The following is a 16,968-nucleotide window of genomic DNA, read 5'->3' on the forward strand; positions in this document are numbered from 1 at the left end:
CGGTAGCCGGTTCGGCGGTATCTCGTGGGCTTTCTGTCGTAGTGCGCGGTGTTCGTCGGCTGCCGCGAGAATGGGAGCGCTCTCAGGTGCCGGGGCCGGAACATCTGCGTCCGCGTGGGAGTTGAGGCTGGCATGACCTCCCTCGCCGACCGCACGGTCGCCGCCCTGCGTGCCGAGCACGACGTGCTCGCCGAACTCGCCCGCACCCTCACCGACGATCAGCTGGCCGCGACCAGCGGCGCCGCGGAATGGACCGTGGCCCAGGTCTTTTCCCACCTCGGCAGCGGCGCGGAGATCGGCCGCGCCCCCATCGCCAAGGCCGCCGGGGAGACCGTGGCGGAGGAAGACCACCGGACGATCTGGGACCGCTGGGACGCGTCCGCGCCGCGGGCGCAGGTCGAAGGGTTCCTGGAGCACAACAGCCGATGGCTGGACACGGTCGAGGCGCTCACGCCGGAGCAGCGCTCGTCGCTGACCGTCGAACTCGGGTTCCTGCCGGAGCCGGTGCCGCTGGTGACCGCGCTGGGGATGCGCCTCAGCGAGGTGGCCAACCACTCGTGGGACGTGCGCGTGGCCTTCGACCCGGAGGCCGGGGTGGACGCCGGATCGGCCGGGCTGCTCGTCGAACTCCTGACCGGGCCGCTGGGTTTCCTGCTGGGCTTCTTCGGCAAGGCGGCCGAACTCCCCGAGCCGGTCTCGGTCGCGGTTCCCGGGGCGGCCCTGGTGATCGACGACGCGATCGCGGTCGTGGACGACCTCGAGGCGCCGTCGGCGACGTTCGAGGGGCCGGCGGAGGCGTTCGTCCGGTTGCTCAGCGGCCGGCTCAAGGCGCCGTACGACCAGGGGGTCAGCGTCGAAGGCAGCGTGAACCTCGACGACCTGCGGCGGGTGTTCCCCGGGTTCTGATCCCGGGGTCACTTCCGGGTGGTGGTGCCGTCCAAGACTGAGTCGAGGACCTGGTTGACGATGCCCAGGGGGTCCACGAGGTGTTCCGGGGTGGCTTCGGGGGTGGGAGCCGGTGTCTCGGTCGTCGTCGTGGGTGAGGGCGCAGACGTCGGGTGGGGGGCCGGCTCGTCGCCGGGCGAAAGCAGGCGGGGTTTCCTGGGCGGTTGGGGAGGCTGGCGCGTCGGCTCCTGCGTCGGCCTGGGGGCCGGCGGCGGCGTGTACTTGAGGGTCCCGTCGATCGGCAGCGGACTGGTGTCTTCGCCGGGGTGCGTGGTCTCCGTGTTCGGCGGGGGCGGCGTGGCGGGCTCGGGCTTGGTCAGGGGATGGTGGAGGTGGCCGAGCACGAGCGCGCTGAGGAGTGCCTCCGCCGCCAGGACGGTGATGGCCGCACCTGCTCTCCTCAGGCGGGCTCCCCGCTGCCTGGTGTCGTCGACCGGCCACATCTCTTCAGTGCTGTGCCGGTCCTTCGACAAGGTCATCGACGGTGCTTCCCATACGCTCGTCTCCGGGTCCGACGATTGTCGGAATTCCGAGACGATATCGGGAGGCTGCCGGGGTGTTTTACGGGCCCTCCGCGAGCAAGGGAAACCCTCATACCCAGGATCCGTGAAGCGTTATTTCGGGTGATTTATCTGCGATTTAGGGTGAATCGTGGGAGCGTCACCCACCCGTCCGGGTGCCCGCCGCGGGGATGGCGCGGCGGGCACCCGGGCCGGTCAGGCGTTGCAGGTCTTGTTGCGGTTGATGCAGTTGACGAGCTGGTTCATGATGCTCTGCGACATCACGTTGGCGAAGTCGTCGTGGTCGGACAGGGGATTGTGCTTTTCGGACGGGAACGAGTCCACTTTGTACTGCTTCTTGACCTGGATGTCGTGCGGGATGTCGTAGACGAGCGTGGTCCGCAGCTGCGGCACCGCCGTGAACCCGGCGGCGCAGCGGCCGGCCGCGTCCGGGAACACGATGTGCGTGCGGTGGTTGGCGCTGTCGGTGTTCTTGCCGTCCCAGCAGCTCGGGAAGTCGTGGATCCGCTCCACCTTGCTGCCTTCGGGGCAGATCGGGTACTTGTCGGTCAGCCGGTTTTCGAAGCCGGTGCAGGTCCATGCGGCGCGGGTGTTCTTGGTGCCGTTGATGGACGGCTTCGCGTCTCCGCTGAGGGCGCGCAGGAACTTCGGCATCGCCGTCACCTTGCCGGCGGGGCTGCCGCGGAAGGTGATGCCGACCTTCGCCGGCCGCTGGATCTGGCCGTCGTTTTCGGGCAGCTCGTTGTTGGCGTCCTGGCCGGGCAGCGGCGGCGCCGTCGTCGCGCCGCCGGTGTTGCCGGCCGCCTGGCCGAGGGTGCAGGGTGCGAGCGCGTCGAGGCCCTGGGGGCGCGCGGCGGTGCGGCCGATGGCGATGGCCATCCGGTCGATGGTGGCGACGCGCTTGTCCTTGAGCGGGCCGAGGATGGCGTTCTGGACGAAGTTCGGGCCACCCTGGCCCTGCGTGCTGACCAGCCGCTGGTTCGCCTCCTGGATCTGCGTGTTCAGCAGCTGCAGGTTGCGGTCCACTTCGGCCTTGGCCGACGCCGGGACGGCGGGGAGCTTGCTCGCCACGTCCGGGCAGGTGATCTGCTGCTGCGCGCCGCCGGGTGCGCCGCCGCCGTTGCTCGCCGGGTTGCCGCCGGTGCCGGCCTGCTCCCGCAGCGTGCAGGGCGCGAGGGCGTCGAGGCCCTGGGGGCGGGCGGCGGTGCGGCCGATGGCGATGGCCATCCGGTCGATGGTGGCGACGCGCTTGTCCTTGAGCGGGCCGAGGATGGCGTTCTGGACGAAGTTCGGGCCGCCCTGGCCGCGCGTGCTGACCAGCCGCTTGTTGGCTTCGTCGATCTGCGTGTCGAGCAGGTCGAGGTTGCGGTTGACCTCGGCCATCGCCGAGTCGGGGACGTCGGGGAGCTTGCTGGCCACGTCCGGACAGGTGATCACCGGGGAGGCGCCGTCCCGGGCGGCCTGGCCGCGGTCGCCGTCGGGGGATTTCGCCGGCGGGTTCTTCTCGTTGTCGCCGGTGTCGATGCGCACCACCGGCCAGAAGTAGGCCGACTTGTCCCCGTTCTTGCACGTGGTGCCGGCCGCTTCGAGGCTCTTGTTGTTGGAGTCCGCATTGGACGAAAGGTTGCCGACGTAGTCGTGCAGGTGCTGGGCGCCGTTGCGGATGCCGGGCTGGGCGACGAAGTTGTCCGGGTTGAAGTGCTGGTTCTCGTTGCGGCCGCAGTCCACGGTGAACGTGCCGGTGGACGCGCCGCGCGAGTTCGCGGGGGCGGTGTTGTTCGGCGCGACCTTGAGGATGTCGATGTAGAGCGCCGGGTCGGCCTCGTCGGCGCTGGCCTGGCCGGGCTCGCCGAAGGTGGTCGCCACCGCGATGCCGCCGGCGGCCACGGCGAGCGCGATGGCGGCGGTCGCGATCTTCGTTCGTCGGGAGATGCGGTGCTTTCCCGTGTTTCCGGGCATGGGGTCACTCCGTGGGGTTCAGGGACGGGAGAATCCAGGGAATCCACCGGCCCGACACCGGTGGGCGGTTCCCTGTTAGCGGTAACAATGCCCGTCTTGTGAGGCGTTCACCGATTCTCTCGGGGGAGATCAATGCGGTGCGGGCACGGCGTTATCGTGACCCGTGCGCACCCCGTTGTCCAGAGCTTTGTCCCGTGAGGAAAGAGTTCGGAAATGTGGTGAACCGCGGTGAACCCGCAGCCGTGTACCTCGGTGAGGCGTGGAGTGCGGGGTCAGCTGCCGAGTGGGGTCAGCTGCGGGGTTTCGCCCGGTCCGGCCGGGAACCAGGCGAGGAACGTGACGCCGTCCGCCTGCGCGTCGAACCGCGCGATGCGCGTCGATTCGGGCTCGTAGAAGACATCGCCGGGGGTGAGCACCGACTCGGGTTCGCCTTCGATCCGGTAGACCGCGCTGCCCGTTTCGATGCTGCCGAAAACCGGTCCGTTGTGGACGTGCAGGCCGGGGCTGTGGTGCGGGGCGATGGTGATGCGACGGCCTTCGAAATGGTCGATCACGCGCGGTTCCGGAAGGGACTGGGCCAGCACCAGCGTGCGGGTGACGGCCGGGACGGCCGCGGTCTCGGCGTCGCCCACGGGTTCGCCGAGCTCGGTCGCGGTCCCGTCGGCGGGCAGTTCCTCGATCGCGAGGTGCGTCATCGATGTGGTGTCGGTGGCGCCGTGCCAGTGCCACTCGCCGGCGTCGACGCGGACGGTGTCACCCGGCCTGATCAGCTGCGCCGGCCCGCCGCGGCGCTGGACGTAACCGGTGCCTTCGGTGACGACGAGGACCTGGCCGAGCGGGTGCCGGTGCCAGCGCGTGCGGGCCCCGGGGGCGAACTGCACGCGGTCGACCCGGGTGCGCGACGCGCCTTCGGGAACGGCGAGCGAGGTGATCCACGCGCTGCCGGTGACCGCCTCGGCGGGCGCGGGCGTGCTGGTGGACGGAACGTGGCGGACGTGCACGGCGGTTCTCCCCGCGGTCAGTGGGTGGTGAGCAGCGCGAGCACGCCGGAGACGGCCTGGTCGAACGGCTCGGGGCGGTCGGCGGCGCGCGCCAGCACGTAACCGCCCTGCAGGACGGCGACGATCGTGGCCGCCAGCGCGGCGGTGTCGAGCGTGGCGGGCAGTTCCCCGGCGTCGCGGCCTTCGTCGAGCACCTCGGCCAGCCGGGCGCGGACGTGGGTGAGCGTCTCGTCCACCGGAGCGCGCAGGACGGGATCGGCCACGATGTCGGGATCCTGCGTGAGCAGGCCGATGGGACAGCCCTTGAGGACCTGGCGTTCGCGCCGCAGGTAGGCGGTGATGCGCTCGACGGCGGTGCCGGGCGTGCTCAGCTGCTCGTCGGCGGCGGCCAGCAGTTCCTCGGCGCTGCGCCGCACGGCGGCCAGCGCGAGTTCCTTCTTGCCGGCGAAGTGGTGGTACATGCTGCCCTGGCCGGCGCCCGCCCGCTGCTGGATGGCCTTGGGGCTGGTGCCGACGTAGCCGCGTTCCCACAGCAGTTCGCGGGCGCTGTCGATGAGCTGGTCCCTGGTCCCCATGGGGCTCGACTGTACATACTAGTAGGTACAGAATCAACGCTGTCACAAGCGTCCGCCGGGCGGTGTCTTGAGGCCGAACGGAAGGAGACCCCCATGGACCTCGCCCGGTGGATCGCCGCCGGCCTGCTGGCCGTCGTAGCCCTGACCGGGGGCGTCAGCAAAGTGTTCGTGCCCCGCGAGAAGCTCGCGGCCGCGCGGGGCGGCGAATGGACCGCCGACGCCCGCACCGGCTTCGTCAAGAGCCTCGGCGGGCTGGAGCTGCTCGCCGCGCTCGGCCTCGTCCTGCCCGCGGCGACCGGGATCGCGCCGGTGCTCGTACCGGTGACCGCCGTCTGCTGGGTGCTGCTGATGGTGGGTGCGATGATCACCCACGTCCGGCACGGCAGTGCCGGGTTCGCCGTCCTGAACCTGGGTTACCTGACGGTGGCGGCGTTCGTCGCCTGGGCCGGGTTCGCGGCGTGAGGGAGGGAGAAGCGGTGATCGAGGCTTTCGTCGCCCACCGGAACCTGTTGTTCACCGTCGCCTACGAGATGCTCGGCTCGGCGGCCGACGCGGAGGACGTCCTCCAGGAGACGTGGCTGCGCTGGGCCGAGGTCGACCCGGCCGGCGTGCGCGACGAGCGGGCCTACCTGGTCCGGATCACGACCCGGCTGGCGCTGAACCGGTTGCGCACGATGAAGCGCCGCAAGGAGGCGTACGTCGGGCCGTGGCTGCCGGAACCGCTGCTGACGACCCCGGACGTGGCCGAGGACGTCGAGCTCGCGGAAAGCGTGTCGATGGCGCTGATGCTGGTCCTCGAGACGCTCGCACCGACCGAACGCGCGGTGTTCGTGCTGCGCGAGGTGTTCGACGTCGGGTACGACGAAATCGCGGCGGCGGTGGGGAAGAGCCCGGCCGCGGTCCGCCAGATCGCCCACCGGGCCCGCCGGCACGTCGACGCCCGACGGCCGCGCGAGGTGGTTTCGGCGCGGGAGACCCGGGCGGTGCTGGAGTCCTTCCAGCGGGCGCTGGAAGGCCAGGACCTGCAGGGGCTGCTGGACCTGCTGGCCCCGGACGTGGTCCTGATGAGCGACGGCGGCGGGGTCAAGCAGGCGGCCCTGCGCCCGGTGGCCGGCGCGGCCAAGGTGGGCCGGTTCATCGTCGGCGGCATCGGCAAGACCGAGGTGGACCTGACCACCGCGCCGATGACGGTGAACGGCAGCCCGGCCCTGGCCCTGCACGTGGACGGCGCGTTCGACGGCGTCATGGCCGTCCGCGTCGAAGGGGGCCGGATCGCCGGCCTGTACTACGTGCGCAACCCGGAAAAGCTGACCCGGGTGGCGGCCGAGACGCCGCTGACCCTGCGCTGAGGCCGGCGGTGTGCTTCCCCGCACGCCGCCGGCCGCTTCACCCCAGCCGCTTGTTCCAGTCCTCGAAGGCGGCGAGGACGTCCTCCGGACCGCCGGCCTCCCGCAGCCGCTCGATCTCGGCCTCGATGTAGTAGCGGTACAACGGAACCAGCCCCGCCGCCAGTTCCGGCTCGGCCTCCGCCGCGTCCAGTGGATGCCCCTCGCGCACCTTCGCGGCCAACCGGACCAGCGACTTCGAATGTGCGTCCGGCTGCGCCAGGTACCACTCGAGCGATTCGTCGTTCGTCGCCGCGCGGCCCGAGCCCCTCGTGGCCGAACACCGGAACCGGACCGGGAAGAACACCGCCTTCGTGAACCACACCTCGTCGGCCAGGAGACGGCGTGGCTCGCGGAACTCCGCCGTCACCTCGTCGGCCGCCAGGATCGCGATCGCGAACTTCGCGCTCTCCAGCAGCAGTTCCGCCGCCGCCGGCCGGGCCACCTCCGGGGTGACGTCGTCGCCGAGGAGCACCCGGCCGTGTTCGGCCAGCTGGAGGCGGTCCAGGGCCGGGAAGCGGCCGTCGTCCTCGCCCGCGCGCAGGGCGGGCAGGGAAGCCCAGAACACCGAAAGCTTGCGGTGCAACGGGCTTCGGGCCTGCAGTGCCTCCGTCGTGGCCGCGACCGACTCGCGGTCGCCGTCGCGGACGTCGGTCAGGACGATCGCCAGGTCGATGTCGCTCACCGCGGGGGAGTAGCCGCCGTACGACAGGCTGCCCAGCAGGTACGCGCCGATCAGGCGGTCGCCGAAGGCTTCCCGGTACGCGTCGGCCGCTTCCGCGGCGGTGGTGCGGGCTTCGGTCGCCGTCATGCCGCCACGGTATCGCGGCGGGCGCACTCCGCGATGCGGTCGGAAACCACGCCGATCACCTGCCACGCGCGGTCGAGCACCTCGACCACCGCGTCCACCGTCCAGTCGCTGCGCCGCCGCAGGATGTCGTACCCCATCTCGAGGTGCTCGACGTCGGCCTCGTCGTGCAGCTCGAAGTACTCGTCTTCCGGGAACGCGCGCGTGCCCGCCTGGCTGAACACCAGGCTGCCGGCTTCGAGCGCCAGGTGCGCCAGTGCGGCCCGCTGCACGCCCGGCAGGATCGCGAACTGGTCGACGAACCAGGACGCGCCCATCTCGATCACCGGGTCCCAGACCAGTTCCCGGTCGTCGGCGCGGCTGCGGGCCAGGATCCGGTCGTGGCCGACCTCTTCCTGCTGGTGCTCACACGCGAGCGCCCGCAGTTCCGGGTCGCTCTCGAACGTGACGCGGGCACTGATCATCCGCTGGAACGCGTTCGACCACGGCTGCAGGTAGGTGAGCACCGCCTTCTTCGTCTCGGCGGTCGTGTTCTCGTCGGTCAGCAGCCGGATCAGGTCCGACGACTCGTACTCCCGTTGCCGCTGCTCGTTGTGGCGGGCCACGCGCTCGACGTCCTGGGTCACGCTCTGCTCCTCACGGGGGTGCTGCACGGGATCATCCTTCCGGGAACCGCCAGGCGAGATCGACGGGCGAGAGGGGCGACGGCGGGGGCCGGTCGTAGACGGGGAGCCGGAAGTAGGTGGTGACGTCGCCGTGCCGGGCCGCCGCGCGGAAGCTCACGAGCTCCAGGACGCCCCGGCTGTCCGCCAGTGGCCCGGGGGTCAACGCGGCGGCGAGCGCGCGGAACCGGCCGGGGTCCACGCCCTGGTCGTGCAGCAGCGTGGCGGTGCGTTCCACGGCTTCCCGGTCGTCGGGCGCGAGGTCGGGCAGCCGCAGGTACGTCGTGGACTCCGCGGCGCGGTCCACACCGGACCGGAAGGCCAGGCAGCTCAAGGCCGCTTCGCCGGCGTCGGTGCGGTCGCCCGCCAGCGTCCGGTAGGCGGCCCGCGCGCGGGCCGGGTCGTGGTTCAAGGCCGCCGAAGCCACCCGCTCGACCTCGGCGAGGCCGGCTTCGTGGTTGCGGTAGTAGATCTTGACCCGCGCGTGGGCCTCGTCGGCCAGGTCGACGGCGAAGAACTCGATCTCGCGGTCGCCTTCGACAGTTTCGACGCGACGGCGGGCGTCGTCCCAGGCGGCGGCCATGCCCAGCCGCTCCATCGCTTCCGCCACCGCGGTTTCGCGCTGCGCGTGCGGCCACGAGTACAGCCCGAAGTAGGTCTTGTGGACGATCCCCGACGGCGGGCGCCAGGCGATCGAATGCCACAGCGGCGCCGGCGACGGGCGGCCCGCGCGCGGGGTGAACGTCTCCCGGACGTGCTCGAAGCGCCGGGCCCGGAAACCGCTCTCACCAGGCCAGACGATCTCGTGGCCGAGGCTGTCGAACAGCACGCGCAGCTCCGGCCGGTCGCCCGACCAGTTCACCGACATCTCGGCCGGGAACCCGTCGTCCGCCACATAGGACGGCTGGGCGGGGGTCGTCCCGATCCGCTCGTGCGCCCACGGCGGCAGCAGCGCGCGCAGCATCCGGGTCGTCCGGACGGACTGCTCCAGCGGGACGTCGAGCGCTTCGCACGCGGCCGCCCACAGTCCACCCAGGAAGTCACCGAAGAGACGACCCTGTGCCGGATAGTTTTCCCTTATATATTCAGGAAACTCCGGCACGCGACTGGTCACGAGCGGATGCTATCAGTTTGATGCGTGCTCAACTAAAAGGCTGCACCCGGGTGGTCCAACCAATTGGGCCATGTGGGTACGCCGGTGTCCGCCGTGGCCACGCAGGGCCACAACGGACTCCGGCGGTGTCCAGAGGAGACAAAACCGGACAACGCGCAGGTCTCAGACCCGGGCCGGGACCACCGTCATCGCGTGCTTGACCAAGCGGATCAACGCGAGCTTGCTGGAGTCACGGTCGCGTGCGTCACACATGACGATCGGCACACGGTCCGGGACGACCAGCGCTTCGCGGATCTCGTCGGCGGTGTAGCGCGGGGCGTTGTCGAAACAGTTGACCGCGACGACGAACGGGATCTTCCGGCGTTCGAAGAAGTCGATCGCGGCGAAGCTGGTCTCCAGCCGGCGGGTGTCCACCAGCACGACCGTCCCGATCGCGCCGCGCGCGAGGTCGTCCCACATGAACCAGAAGCGCGCCTGGCCCGGCGTCCCGAACAGGTACAGCACGTGCCGCGGCGAGATGGTGATCCGGCCGAAGTCCAGCGCGACCGTCGTCGTCGTCTTCCGTTCGACGCCGGACAGGTCGTCCACCCCGGCGCTCGCCTCGGTGAGCACCTCTTCGGTGGTCAGCGGCGGGATCTCGCTGACCGAACCGACCATCGTGGTCTTCCCGGCGCCGAACCCGCCGGCGATGATGATCTTGACCGGGGTGGGGACCATGTCCGCCCCGGTGCCGTCAGTACTTGATGAGGCCATCGAGAACCGCCTGGAGAGTTTCGAGGTCCGGCGCCTGCGCCGGGTTGTGGGCAGGGGAGCGCGTGATGACGAGGCCGCGTTCGATCAGGTCGCCGACGAGCACCCGCACCACCCCCAGCGGGATCTTCACGTAGACGGCGATCTCGGCCACGGACACCGGGTGGCGGCACAGCTGCACGATCGCCACGTGCTCCGGGCCCAGCCCGGCCGGCTCCTGCTCCGACCGCAACGTCATGACCTGTGTGGACAGGTCGAGCCGCGCGGTGCCGGCCGGGGTCCGGCCGCTCGTGATGGTGTAGGGCCGGACCAGTGGTCCGGCCGCCTCGTCATACCAGCCTTCGTCGGAACTCATGTGGCCTCCCGCAGGACCGACGCCGCTTCGCGCGGCGCCGACGCCATGTAGTCCCCGACCCGCTTCACCAGCCGGCTCATTTCGTAGGCGATCATTTCCACGTCGACGTTGTCCGCGGCCAGCACGGCGAGGCAGGCACCCTGGCCGGCGGCCGAGACGAACAGGTAGCCGCGCTCCATCTCGATCATGTTCTGCAGCACCGGGCCGCGGTTGAACTGCTTGCTCACCCCCTTGGCGAGGCTCTGCAGGCTGGAGGCGATGGCCGACAGCTGGTCCGAGTCGTCCTTGCTCATCCCGGCCGACTTGCCGATCAGCAGCCCGTCGGCGGACAGCACGATGGCGTTCTGCGCGCCGACCACGCGGTTCACCATGTCATCGAGCAACCAGTTGAGATCGGGTTTGGGGTTCCCGTACTCGTTCATTCGACGTCTGACCCTGACTTTCGGTGTGTGGACTTTCCTGTGGGTGCGGTCGCGGGCTACGAGTCGTCCGGCCCGCCGCGGCCGCGGCGGGTGCCCTTGTGGAACGCCGCGAGCGTGCGTGCGGTGCCTTCGCCGGGCGCCACGACGTCGTCTTCGCTGTCGTCGGGTTCGTTCTCGAGCTGGGCGACGAGGTTCTGCTGGGGCTCCCGCCGCGGCAGCCGCGGCCGGTCGTCGGTCGGCTTGACCTGGGGTTCCGGCTCGGCGACGGCCACCGGCTCCGGCACCGCCGCCGGGACGGACGGCAGGTCGTCGGGCGACGGGAGCGCGCGTGCCGGGTACGGCCTCGGCTTGGTGTCTCGCTTCATCGGGATCTGGCCGCTGAACGAGCTGGGCGTGTCCATCGTGCGGAGCGAGCTTTCTGCTGCCTGCGGCGCGGGTGCGCCGACCGGGGCGAGGACCGCGGTGTCCTCCGCCGGCGTGGCGGCGGGGGCGCCGCCCTGGTCGGCGTTCTGGCCGGCCAGGTGCTGGGTGGGGATGAGGACGGTGGCGCGGAGGCCGCCGTAGCGGGACGGGTCGAAGGTGACGGTGATGCCGAGCCGGGCCGCCAGCCGCGCGACCACGAACAGGCCGAGGCTGGAGTCGGCCCGCAGCGCCATCGCGTCGAATTCGGGCGCCTCGGCCATCATCGCGTTCGCCCATTCGCGGACGCCGTCCTTCATGCCGAGCCCCTGGTCCGAGACGTCGACGACGACGCCGCGCGCGACCATCCGGCTGGTCACCTCGACCGGCGAGCCGGGCGGCGAGAACGACGTCGCGTTGTCGACCAGCTCGGCGACGAGGTGGATGGTGTCGGCCACCGCGGCGCCGTTGATCGCGACGTCGGCCACCTGCTCGACCTGGACCCGCGCGTACTGCTCGGTTTCCGAGACCGCCGCGCGCAGGACCTCCATCAGCGCGACCGGCTTGCGCCAGCGGCGGCCGGGCTGCTTGCCGCCGAGGATGATCAGGTTCTCGGTGGTGCGGCGGGCGCGGGCGGCGAGGTGGTCGAGCTGGAACAGCGACGCCAGCTGCGTCGAGTCGTCCTCGCGCGCTTCCATCTCGTCGAGGATCTGCAGCTGCTGGTGCACGAGTACCTGGTTGCGGTGCGCGATGCCGAGGAACACGTTGTGCACACCGCTGCGGGCCTTCGCCTCGCTGGCCGCCGCGTTGACGGCGGTCAGCTGGGCGACGTTGAACGCTTCGGCCACCTGGCCGATCTCGTCGCGGCCGTGGTCGAGCTGCGGCAGCTCTTCGGAGAGGTCGACGGATTCGCCGCTCTTGAGCCGTTCCACGATGCCCGGCAGCCGGTTGCGGGCGAGGTCGAGCGAGTCGTTGCGCAGCCGCGCGAGGCGGGTCATCAGCGCGCGGTCGACGAGCGAGCGGGACACCCGCACCGCGACGATGATCGCGGCCAGTGACGCCAGCAGGGCGACGATGCTGCCGATGATGACGTTGCGCAGCTGCGCGTCACCGGCGTCGATCGCGGCCGCGGAAACCTTGTCCGCCTGGGTGATCGCCAGGTCGTTGAGGCCCTGGGCGACCTGGGTCGTCGCGTTCTCCCAGTCCGTTTCGGACACCGGGACGGTGTTCTGCTCGCCGGTCGACCACGGGCCGTGCTTGACGATCGCCTCTTCGGCCGTCGCCAGCTGCCGCCAGGCGGTGCTGGTGGTCAGCGCCTGGTACTTCTGGCGGACGCCGGGGTCGAGGAACGGCGCGATCTGCGCCAGCTGCGTCCGGTAGAGGCCGGACAGCCGGGCGAACTGCGCGAAGTCGTCGGGCGCGAACGTGCCGGCGGCGAACGCGGTCGAGGCCAGCGACGTCTCCCGCGACATCATGTCCCCGGCGCGGAAGACCGACGTCGCCGTGATGCCACCGGTCGCGGCTTCGGCGTCGGGCACCACGCGGGCCTGGGTGTCGAAGAGGTTGGACGCGGTGTCCATCACGCCGTTGTAGTAGGAGTTGACCTGCGCCCGGTCGATGCTGCGGAAGCTGATCTGCGAGCGCAGCACGGGCAGCTGGTCGAACTGCGACTTCAGCGCGTTGACCTTGGACGCGATCTCGTCGGGGGCGTTGGAGATCGTCGCGGCGAAGGCGTCCTTCAGCGCGGACAGCTTTTCGTCGGTGGCTTTCTGCTGCTGCTGGAGCCGGGCCGGGCCGAGGCCCGGGTCGTCCAGGTACTGCAGCGCGGTCTGGCGTTCCTTCTGGAACTCGGCCAGCGCGGTGGCGGCGGGGATCGACACCTCACGCACGGAAGCCGCGACGAGCCGGACGTAAACGCCGTTGAAGAGGAAGTAGGAGGAGACCGCGATCCACAGCACCAGCAGGGTCACGCTGGGAATGAGAACGGTCCTGGTCAGCCTTTTGCGGATCGACTTGTCGTACGGCTTGTCCGAGTCGTCCCTGGGGTCTTTGTTCAGCACGGCGGTTCACGAACTCCTGAGTGACGGTCGGCGAGGAATGGGGACCCGGACGAGGAAGCGGACACGACGATGGGACACAGCGGCCGCCGTCACCCGTCTTCGCCTCACCCTCCGTGTTGCCGCAGAATCGATCAGGGTCCGTTTTTTACCACGAACCCCTGACACCTGTTCGGTGCGACCCGGCTTCCGGACACTCGTCCGGCTGGTGGCGAACGGCGTTTACCGTGTGCGGCGAGGCGATTACCGGCATTTCCTCTGGTACCGGCGCCGCGGGTGAATTCCGGACGCCGATCACTGGGCCGAACGGGTGAAAGTGAATTCCGCCGGATCGGTGTGCGACGCGGTTCGCGGCGGCGGAAAGAAGGGCAACGGGAGTGCCCGGACGCGCGTTCGCCGTGGGTTCACTCCTTCGTCACGTGACGCTGAGAGGTGGGCGAGAGGCGTCTTTACATCCATTCGAAGATTGTCAACCTGCCTGTACATCCTCTATGGTCGTGTCCACTCAGCCGCCAAGGAGGGTGTGATGAGCGAAGTGACCGGGACCGTGCCCGCCGGCTCGACCGAACTCTGGCGCGACCGCAAGCGGTACCTCTGGCTGATCGGCCTCGTCGTCCCGTCACTGGCGTTCCTCGCCATCGGGCTGCACGCCGCCACCGGGTGGGGCGGCTGGTTCTGGATCGGGCCCGTCGTGATCCTCGTGGTCGTGCCGGTCATCGACCTGCTCGCCGGGCTCGACCGCAGCAACCCGCCCGACGACGTCCTCGCGCGGCTGGAGAACGACCGCTACTACCGCTGGATCACCTTCGCCTTCCTGCCCGTCCAGTACCTCGGCTTCGCCGCCGCGTGCTGGCTGATCGCCCGCGGCGGTCTCGGCGTCGCCGACAAGATCGGGCTCGCCGTCTCCATCGGGTGCATCGGCGGGATCGGCATCAACACCGCGCACGAACTGGGCCACAAGAAGGAAAGCCACGAGCGCTGGCTGTCCAAGATCGCCCTGGCGCAGAGCTTCTACGGCCACTTCTACATCGAGCACAACCGCGGCCACCACGTCCGCGTGGCGACGCCGGAGGACCCGGCGAGCAGCCGCGTCGGCGAAAGCTTCTACCGCTTCTGGCCGCGCACGGTGTTCGGCTCGCTCAAGTCGGCGTGGCGGCTGGAGCGCAAGCGCTACGCCCGGCGCGACCGCCACCCGCTCCGGCTCGGCAACGACGTGCTCAACGCGTGGCTGATGTCCGCGGTGCTGTGGGCGGCGGTGGTCGCGTGGCTCGGCCCCGGTGTCCTGCCCTACCTGGTGATCCAGGCCGTGGTCGGGTTTTCGCTGCTGGAGGTCGTCAACTACATGGAGCACTACGGCATGCGGCGGCAGCGCGTCGGCGCGGAAGGCAAACGCCGCTACGAGCGGGTGAACCCCAGCCACAGCTGGAACTCCAACAACATCGCCACCAACGTCCTGCTCTACCACCTGCAGCGGCACAGCGACCACCACGCCAACCCGACGCGGCGCTACCAGACGCTGCGCGACTTCGCCGAGTCGCCGGTGCTGCCCACCGGGTACGCCGGGATGATCGTGCTGGCCCTCGTCCCGCCGCTGTGGCGCCGGGTGATGGACCCGCGGGTGCTCGCGCACTACGACGGCGACATCACCCGCGCCAACATCCAGCCCGGCAAGCGCGCCCAGGTCCTGGCCCGCTACGGAACCCGGGTCACGGCGGCCGCGGACGTCGTCGCCGACACCCGCGGCGACGCCACCGAAGGCGGCATGTGCCCCGGCTGCGGGTACGTCTACGACGAAGAGCGCGGCGATCCGCGGGAGGGGTTCCCGGCCGGCACGCCGTGGGCGGCCATCCCGGACTCCTGGTGCTGCCCGGACTGCGGCGTGCGCGAGAAGGTCGACTTCGTCGCGCCGGGGCGGGTGCGCCCGGCCGGGCGCGGCACCGCCTAGGATGGGCGATCATGAGCGGGGCGCTTCCGGCGCCGCCCGAGGGCGGCCAGCACCGGCGGCCGATCATCACCGCGGCCATCGAGCTGACGGCGAAGTCGGGGTGGCCGGCGGTCACGATGGCCCGGCTGGCGGAGCTGGCCGGCGTCAGCCGCCAGACCGTCTACAACGAGATCGGCTCCAAGGCCGCGCTGGCCGAGGCGATGGTCGCGCACGAGCTCGACCGGTTCCTCTCGGTCGTCGGCGCCGCCTTCGACCGCCACCCGGACGACCTCGTCGAGGCGATCTACGACGCCGTCCGCGCGGTCCTCGAACTCGCCGACGACAACACGCTGCTGCGCGCGATCGCCTCGGCCACCCACGGTTCCGCCCCCGAACTCCTCCCGCTGCTGACCACCGACGCGGGCGCGTTGCTGACCCAGGCGAAGGCGGTGCTCGCCGTCCGCGTGGCGGCCTACCGGCCCCCGCTGGCCGACGACCGGGTCGCGGTGGTGATCGACCTGGTCGTCCGGACCGTCCTCAGCCACGTCATGCAGCCGTCGGACACCCCGGCCCGCACCGCCGACGCGCTGGCGTGGGTCGCGGCGCGCGTCCTCGGCGTGGCGGCGGTGCCGCCCCTGCGGCACACGTGAGGGTTCAGCGGAGGCCGTGCCGGTCCAGCCACGCCGCGAGCTCGGCGGCGATCTCCTTGGGCCGGTCCTCCTGCGCGTGGTGCCCGGCTTCCCCGCACGCGACGACGTCGAGCGCGGCGACGTGGTCCGCGCACCACCGCGCCATTTCCTCGCCGATGAGCAGCGTCGGTGAGCCTTCGAACGTCATCAGCAGCTTCGGCGTGCGGTCGCTGCCGGCCAGCCACTCGTCGTAGGCCTCGATGCGGGTGACCAGCTCCGCCGGGTCGCCGCCGAGCGGCAGCTGACGCGCCCAGGCGAGGACCGGGCGACGGCTTTCCGGCGTCGGGAACGGGGCGAGGTACGCGGCGAGGTCGTCGTCGCCGACCGGGGTGCGGACCCCGCCGGTGAACGCCTGGCGGATGAACAGGTCCTGGGCCAGCACCAGGTCCTCGCCGACACCGGGCGTCCGGATCTTGCGGGACCGCTCGGCCGCCTGCGGGGACAGGTCGGTCCACGCCATGGGCTTGACGATGGTCTCGAAGAACGCGACCCCTCGGACCCGGTCCGGGTGCCGGGCGGCCCAGTCGAAGGCGAGTGCGCCGCCCCAGTCGTGGCCGACGAGGACGACGTCGGACAGGTCGAGCGAGTCGAACCAGGCGTCCAGGTGGGTTGCGTGGTCGGCGAAGGAGTAGGCGATGTCCGGCTTGGGCGAGCGGCCCATGCCGATGAGGTCGGGGGCCAGCAGGCGGGCGCCGCCGACGTGCGGCAGGACGTGCCGCCAGCCGTGCGACGAGCCCGGGTTGCCGTGCAGGAAGACGATCGGGGCGCCGGTGCCGGTTTCTTCGTGGTGCAGCATGGCTTTCACTCCAACGGGGTGTCGAGGAGAACGGTGAGTTCGCGCGCCAGCGCCGCGGTGCGGTCGCCGTCCCGGCCGCCGAGGGGGGCGAGGAGCCGGTCGAGCAGCGTGGCCACGGTGGCGATCGCCGGCTCGGTCACCTCACGCCCGCGGGCGGTGAGGCGCAGCCGGACGGTCCGGGTGTCGGCGGGATCGCGGGTGCGCTCGACGAGGCCCTCGGCGTCGAGGGTGCGCGCGAGCTTGGAGACGTAGAGCGCTTCCAGCCCGGTGTGGTCGGCCAGTTCGCGCTGGCTCGGGCTCGCCCCGGCGCGTTCCAGGCCGAAGAGCGAGGAGAGGAAGACGTACTGCGCGTGCGTCAGCCCGGCCGGGGCGAGGGCGCGGTCCACCGCCACCCGCCACTTCGTGGAGAGGCGCCAGACAAGGTGTCCCGGAGTGCTCATGCCAGATACAGTACATGGCTACTAAGTACATGGCTACTATCTCAGGCGCGGAGGTCGCGGTGAGGGGTCTGCCGTGGCTGGTCGTGAGTGGTTGGGGGGGGGTTTTGCCCCCCACCCCCACAACCCGGGCGGGGGGGGGGGGGGCCGCGGGCGCGCGGGCGGGGAG

At 71.0% G+C, this 16,968-nt stretch carries 18 protein-coding genes; 5 read left to right on the forward strand and 13 right to left on the reverse strand.

Annotation, left to right across the window (positions count from 1 at the left end; all coding sequences use genetic code 11):
- The first annotated feature begins 132 nt into the window (after nt 1-132).
- Complete coding sequence (locus tag ABZW17_RS42040) at nt 133-906, forward strand: maleylpyruvate isomerase family mycothiol-dependent enzyme (RefSeq protein ID WP_354827102.1); 774 nt, start codon at nt 133-135, stop codon at nt 904-906.
- 8 nt (nt 907-914) lie between these two features.
- Here ABZW17_RS42040 and ABZW17_RS42045 read toward each other — a convergent pair whose 3' ends face one another.
- The 4 genes from ABZW17_RS42045 to ABZW17_RS42060 form a co-directional block, all read right to left on the reverse strand.
- Complete coding sequence (locus tag ABZW17_RS42045; RefSeq protein ID WP_354827105.1) at nt 915-1,424, reverse strand: hypothetical protein; 510 nt, start codon at nt 1,422-1,424, stop codon at nt 915-917.
- A gap of 237 nt (nt 1,425-1,661) precedes the next feature.
- Nucleotides 1,662-3,425, reverse strand: a complete 1,764-nt coding sequence (locus tag ABZW17_RS42050; protein ID WP_354827107.1) for a DUF1996 domain-containing protein — start codon at nt 3,423-3,425, stop codon at nt 1,662-1,664.
- Between the two features lie 272 nt (nt 3,426-3,697).
- On the reverse strand, nt 3,698-4,426 hold the full coding sequence (locus ABZW17_RS42055) for a cupin domain-containing protein (protein WP_354827110.1): 729 nt from the start codon (nt 4,424-4,426) through the stop codon (nt 3,698-3,700).
- 17 nt (nt 4,427-4,443) lie between these two features.
- Entirely contained in the window at nt 4,444-5,001 is a 558-nt protein-coding gene (locus ABZW17_RS42060; protein WP_354827112.1) for a TetR/AcrR family transcriptional regulator, read from the reverse strand.
- A 93-nt stretch (nt 5,002-5,094) separates the two neighbouring features.
- Here ABZW17_RS42060 and ABZW17_RS42065 point away from each other — a divergent pair, with 93 nt between their 5' ends.
- Together ABZW17_RS42065 and ABZW17_RS42070 are read left to right on the forward strand one after the other, a co-directional pair.
- The gene (locus tag ABZW17_RS42065) at nt 5,095-5,463 is read left to right on the forward strand and encodes a DoxX family protein (RefSeq protein ID WP_354827114.1); all 369 of its coding nucleotides are present in this window, start codon (nt 5,095-5,097) and stop codon (nt 5,461-5,463) included.
- A gap of 14 nt (nt 5,464-5,477) precedes the next feature.
- Nucleotides 5,478-6,350, forward strand: coding sequence for an RNA polymerase sigma-70 factor (locus ABZW17_RS42070; protein ID WP_354827116.1), 873 nt, complete (start codon nt 5,478-5,480; stop codon nt 6,348-6,350).
- A 37-nt stretch (nt 6,351-6,387) separates the two neighbouring features.
- Here the strand turns inward: ABZW17_RS42070 and ABZW17_RS42075 are convergent, their stop codons facing one another.
- From ABZW17_RS42075 to ABZW17_RS42105, 7 genes are all read right to left on the reverse strand, one after another.
- Complete coding sequence (locus ABZW17_RS42075) at nt 6,388-7,197, reverse strand: hypothetical protein (RefSeq protein ID WP_354827119.1); 810 nt, start codon at nt 7,195-7,197, stop codon at nt 6,388-6,390.
- Nucleotides 7,194-7,847 (reverse strand): hypothetical protein, encoded by a 654-nt coding sequence (locus ABZW17_RS42080; RefSeq protein ID WP_354827121.1) that lies wholly within the window; start codon nt 7,845-7,847, stop codon nt 7,194-7,196. The genes ABZW17_RS42075 and ABZW17_RS42080 overlap by 4 nt, the downstream gene beginning before the upstream one ends.
- A gap of 4 nt (nt 7,848-7,851) precedes the next feature.
- Entirely contained in the window at nt 7,852-8,970 is a 1,119-nt protein-coding gene (locus ABZW17_RS42085; protein ID WP_354827123.1) for a hypothetical protein, read from the reverse strand.
- Between the two features lie 162 nt (nt 8,971-9,132).
- Nucleotides 9,133-9,687 carry an ATP/GTP-binding protein gene (locus ABZW17_RS42090; RefSeq protein ID WP_086851220.1) on the reverse strand — a complete coding sequence of 185 codons (555 nt, stop codon included), beginning with the start codon at nt 9,685-9,687 and terminating at the stop codon, nt 9,133-9,135.
- A 16-nt stretch (nt 9,688-9,703) separates the two neighbouring features.
- Nucleotides 9,704-10,075, reverse strand: coding sequence for a DUF742 domain-containing protein (locus tag ABZW17_RS42095; RefSeq protein WP_354827125.1), 372 nt, complete (start codon nt 10,073-10,075; stop codon nt 9,704-9,706).
- Complete coding sequence (locus ABZW17_RS42100) at nt 10,072-10,497, reverse strand: roadblock/LC7 domain-containing protein (RefSeq protein WP_086851216.1); 426 nt, start codon at nt 10,495-10,497, stop codon at nt 10,072-10,074. Before ABZW17_RS42100 ends, ABZW17_RS42095 begins: the two co-directional genes overlap by 4 nt.
- 56 nt (nt 10,498-10,553) lie before the next feature.
- Nucleotides 10,554-12,956, reverse strand: coding sequence for a nitrate- and nitrite sensing domain-containing protein (locus tag ABZW17_RS42105; RefSeq protein WP_354827128.1), 2,403 nt, complete (start codon nt 12,954-12,956; stop codon nt 10,554-10,556).
- A 523-nt stretch (nt 12,957-13,479) separates the two neighbouring features.
- On the opposite strand from ABZW17_RS42105, the gene ABZW17_RS42110 reads away from it, so the two are divergent.
- On the forward strand, nt 13,480-14,898 hold the full coding sequence (locus ABZW17_RS42110) for a fatty acid desaturase (protein WP_354827131.1): 1,419 nt from the start codon (nt 13,480-13,482) through the stop codon (nt 14,896-14,898).
- Between the two features lie 11 nt (nt 14,899-14,909).
- A complete protein-coding gene (locus ABZW17_RS42115; RefSeq protein WP_354827133.1) occupies nt 14,910-15,527 on the forward strand; it encodes a TetR family transcriptional regulator in 618 nt (205 codons plus the stop codon).
- Nucleotides 15,528-15,531: 4 nt separating this feature from the next.
- Here ABZW17_RS42115 and ABZW17_RS42120 read toward each other — a convergent pair whose 3' ends face one another.
- On the reverse strand, nt 15,532-16,362 hold the full coding sequence (locus ABZW17_RS42120) for a haloalkane dehalogenase (RefSeq protein ID WP_354827136.1): 831 nt from the start codon (nt 16,360-16,362) through the stop codon (nt 15,532-15,534).
- A gap of 5 nt (nt 16,363-16,367) precedes the next feature.
- Nucleotides 16,368-16,802, reverse strand: coding sequence for a MarR family transcriptional regulator (locus tag ABZW17_RS42125; RefSeq protein WP_354827139.1), 435 nt, complete (start codon nt 16,800-16,802; stop codon nt 16,368-16,370).
- Between the last annotated feature and the right edge of the window lie 166 nt (nt 16,803-16,968).

Source organism: Amycolatopsis sp. NPDC004625 (assembly GCF_040609695.1).
Lineage (GTDB): Bacteria > Actinomycetota > Actinomycetes > Mycobacteriales > Pseudonocardiaceae > Amycolatopsis.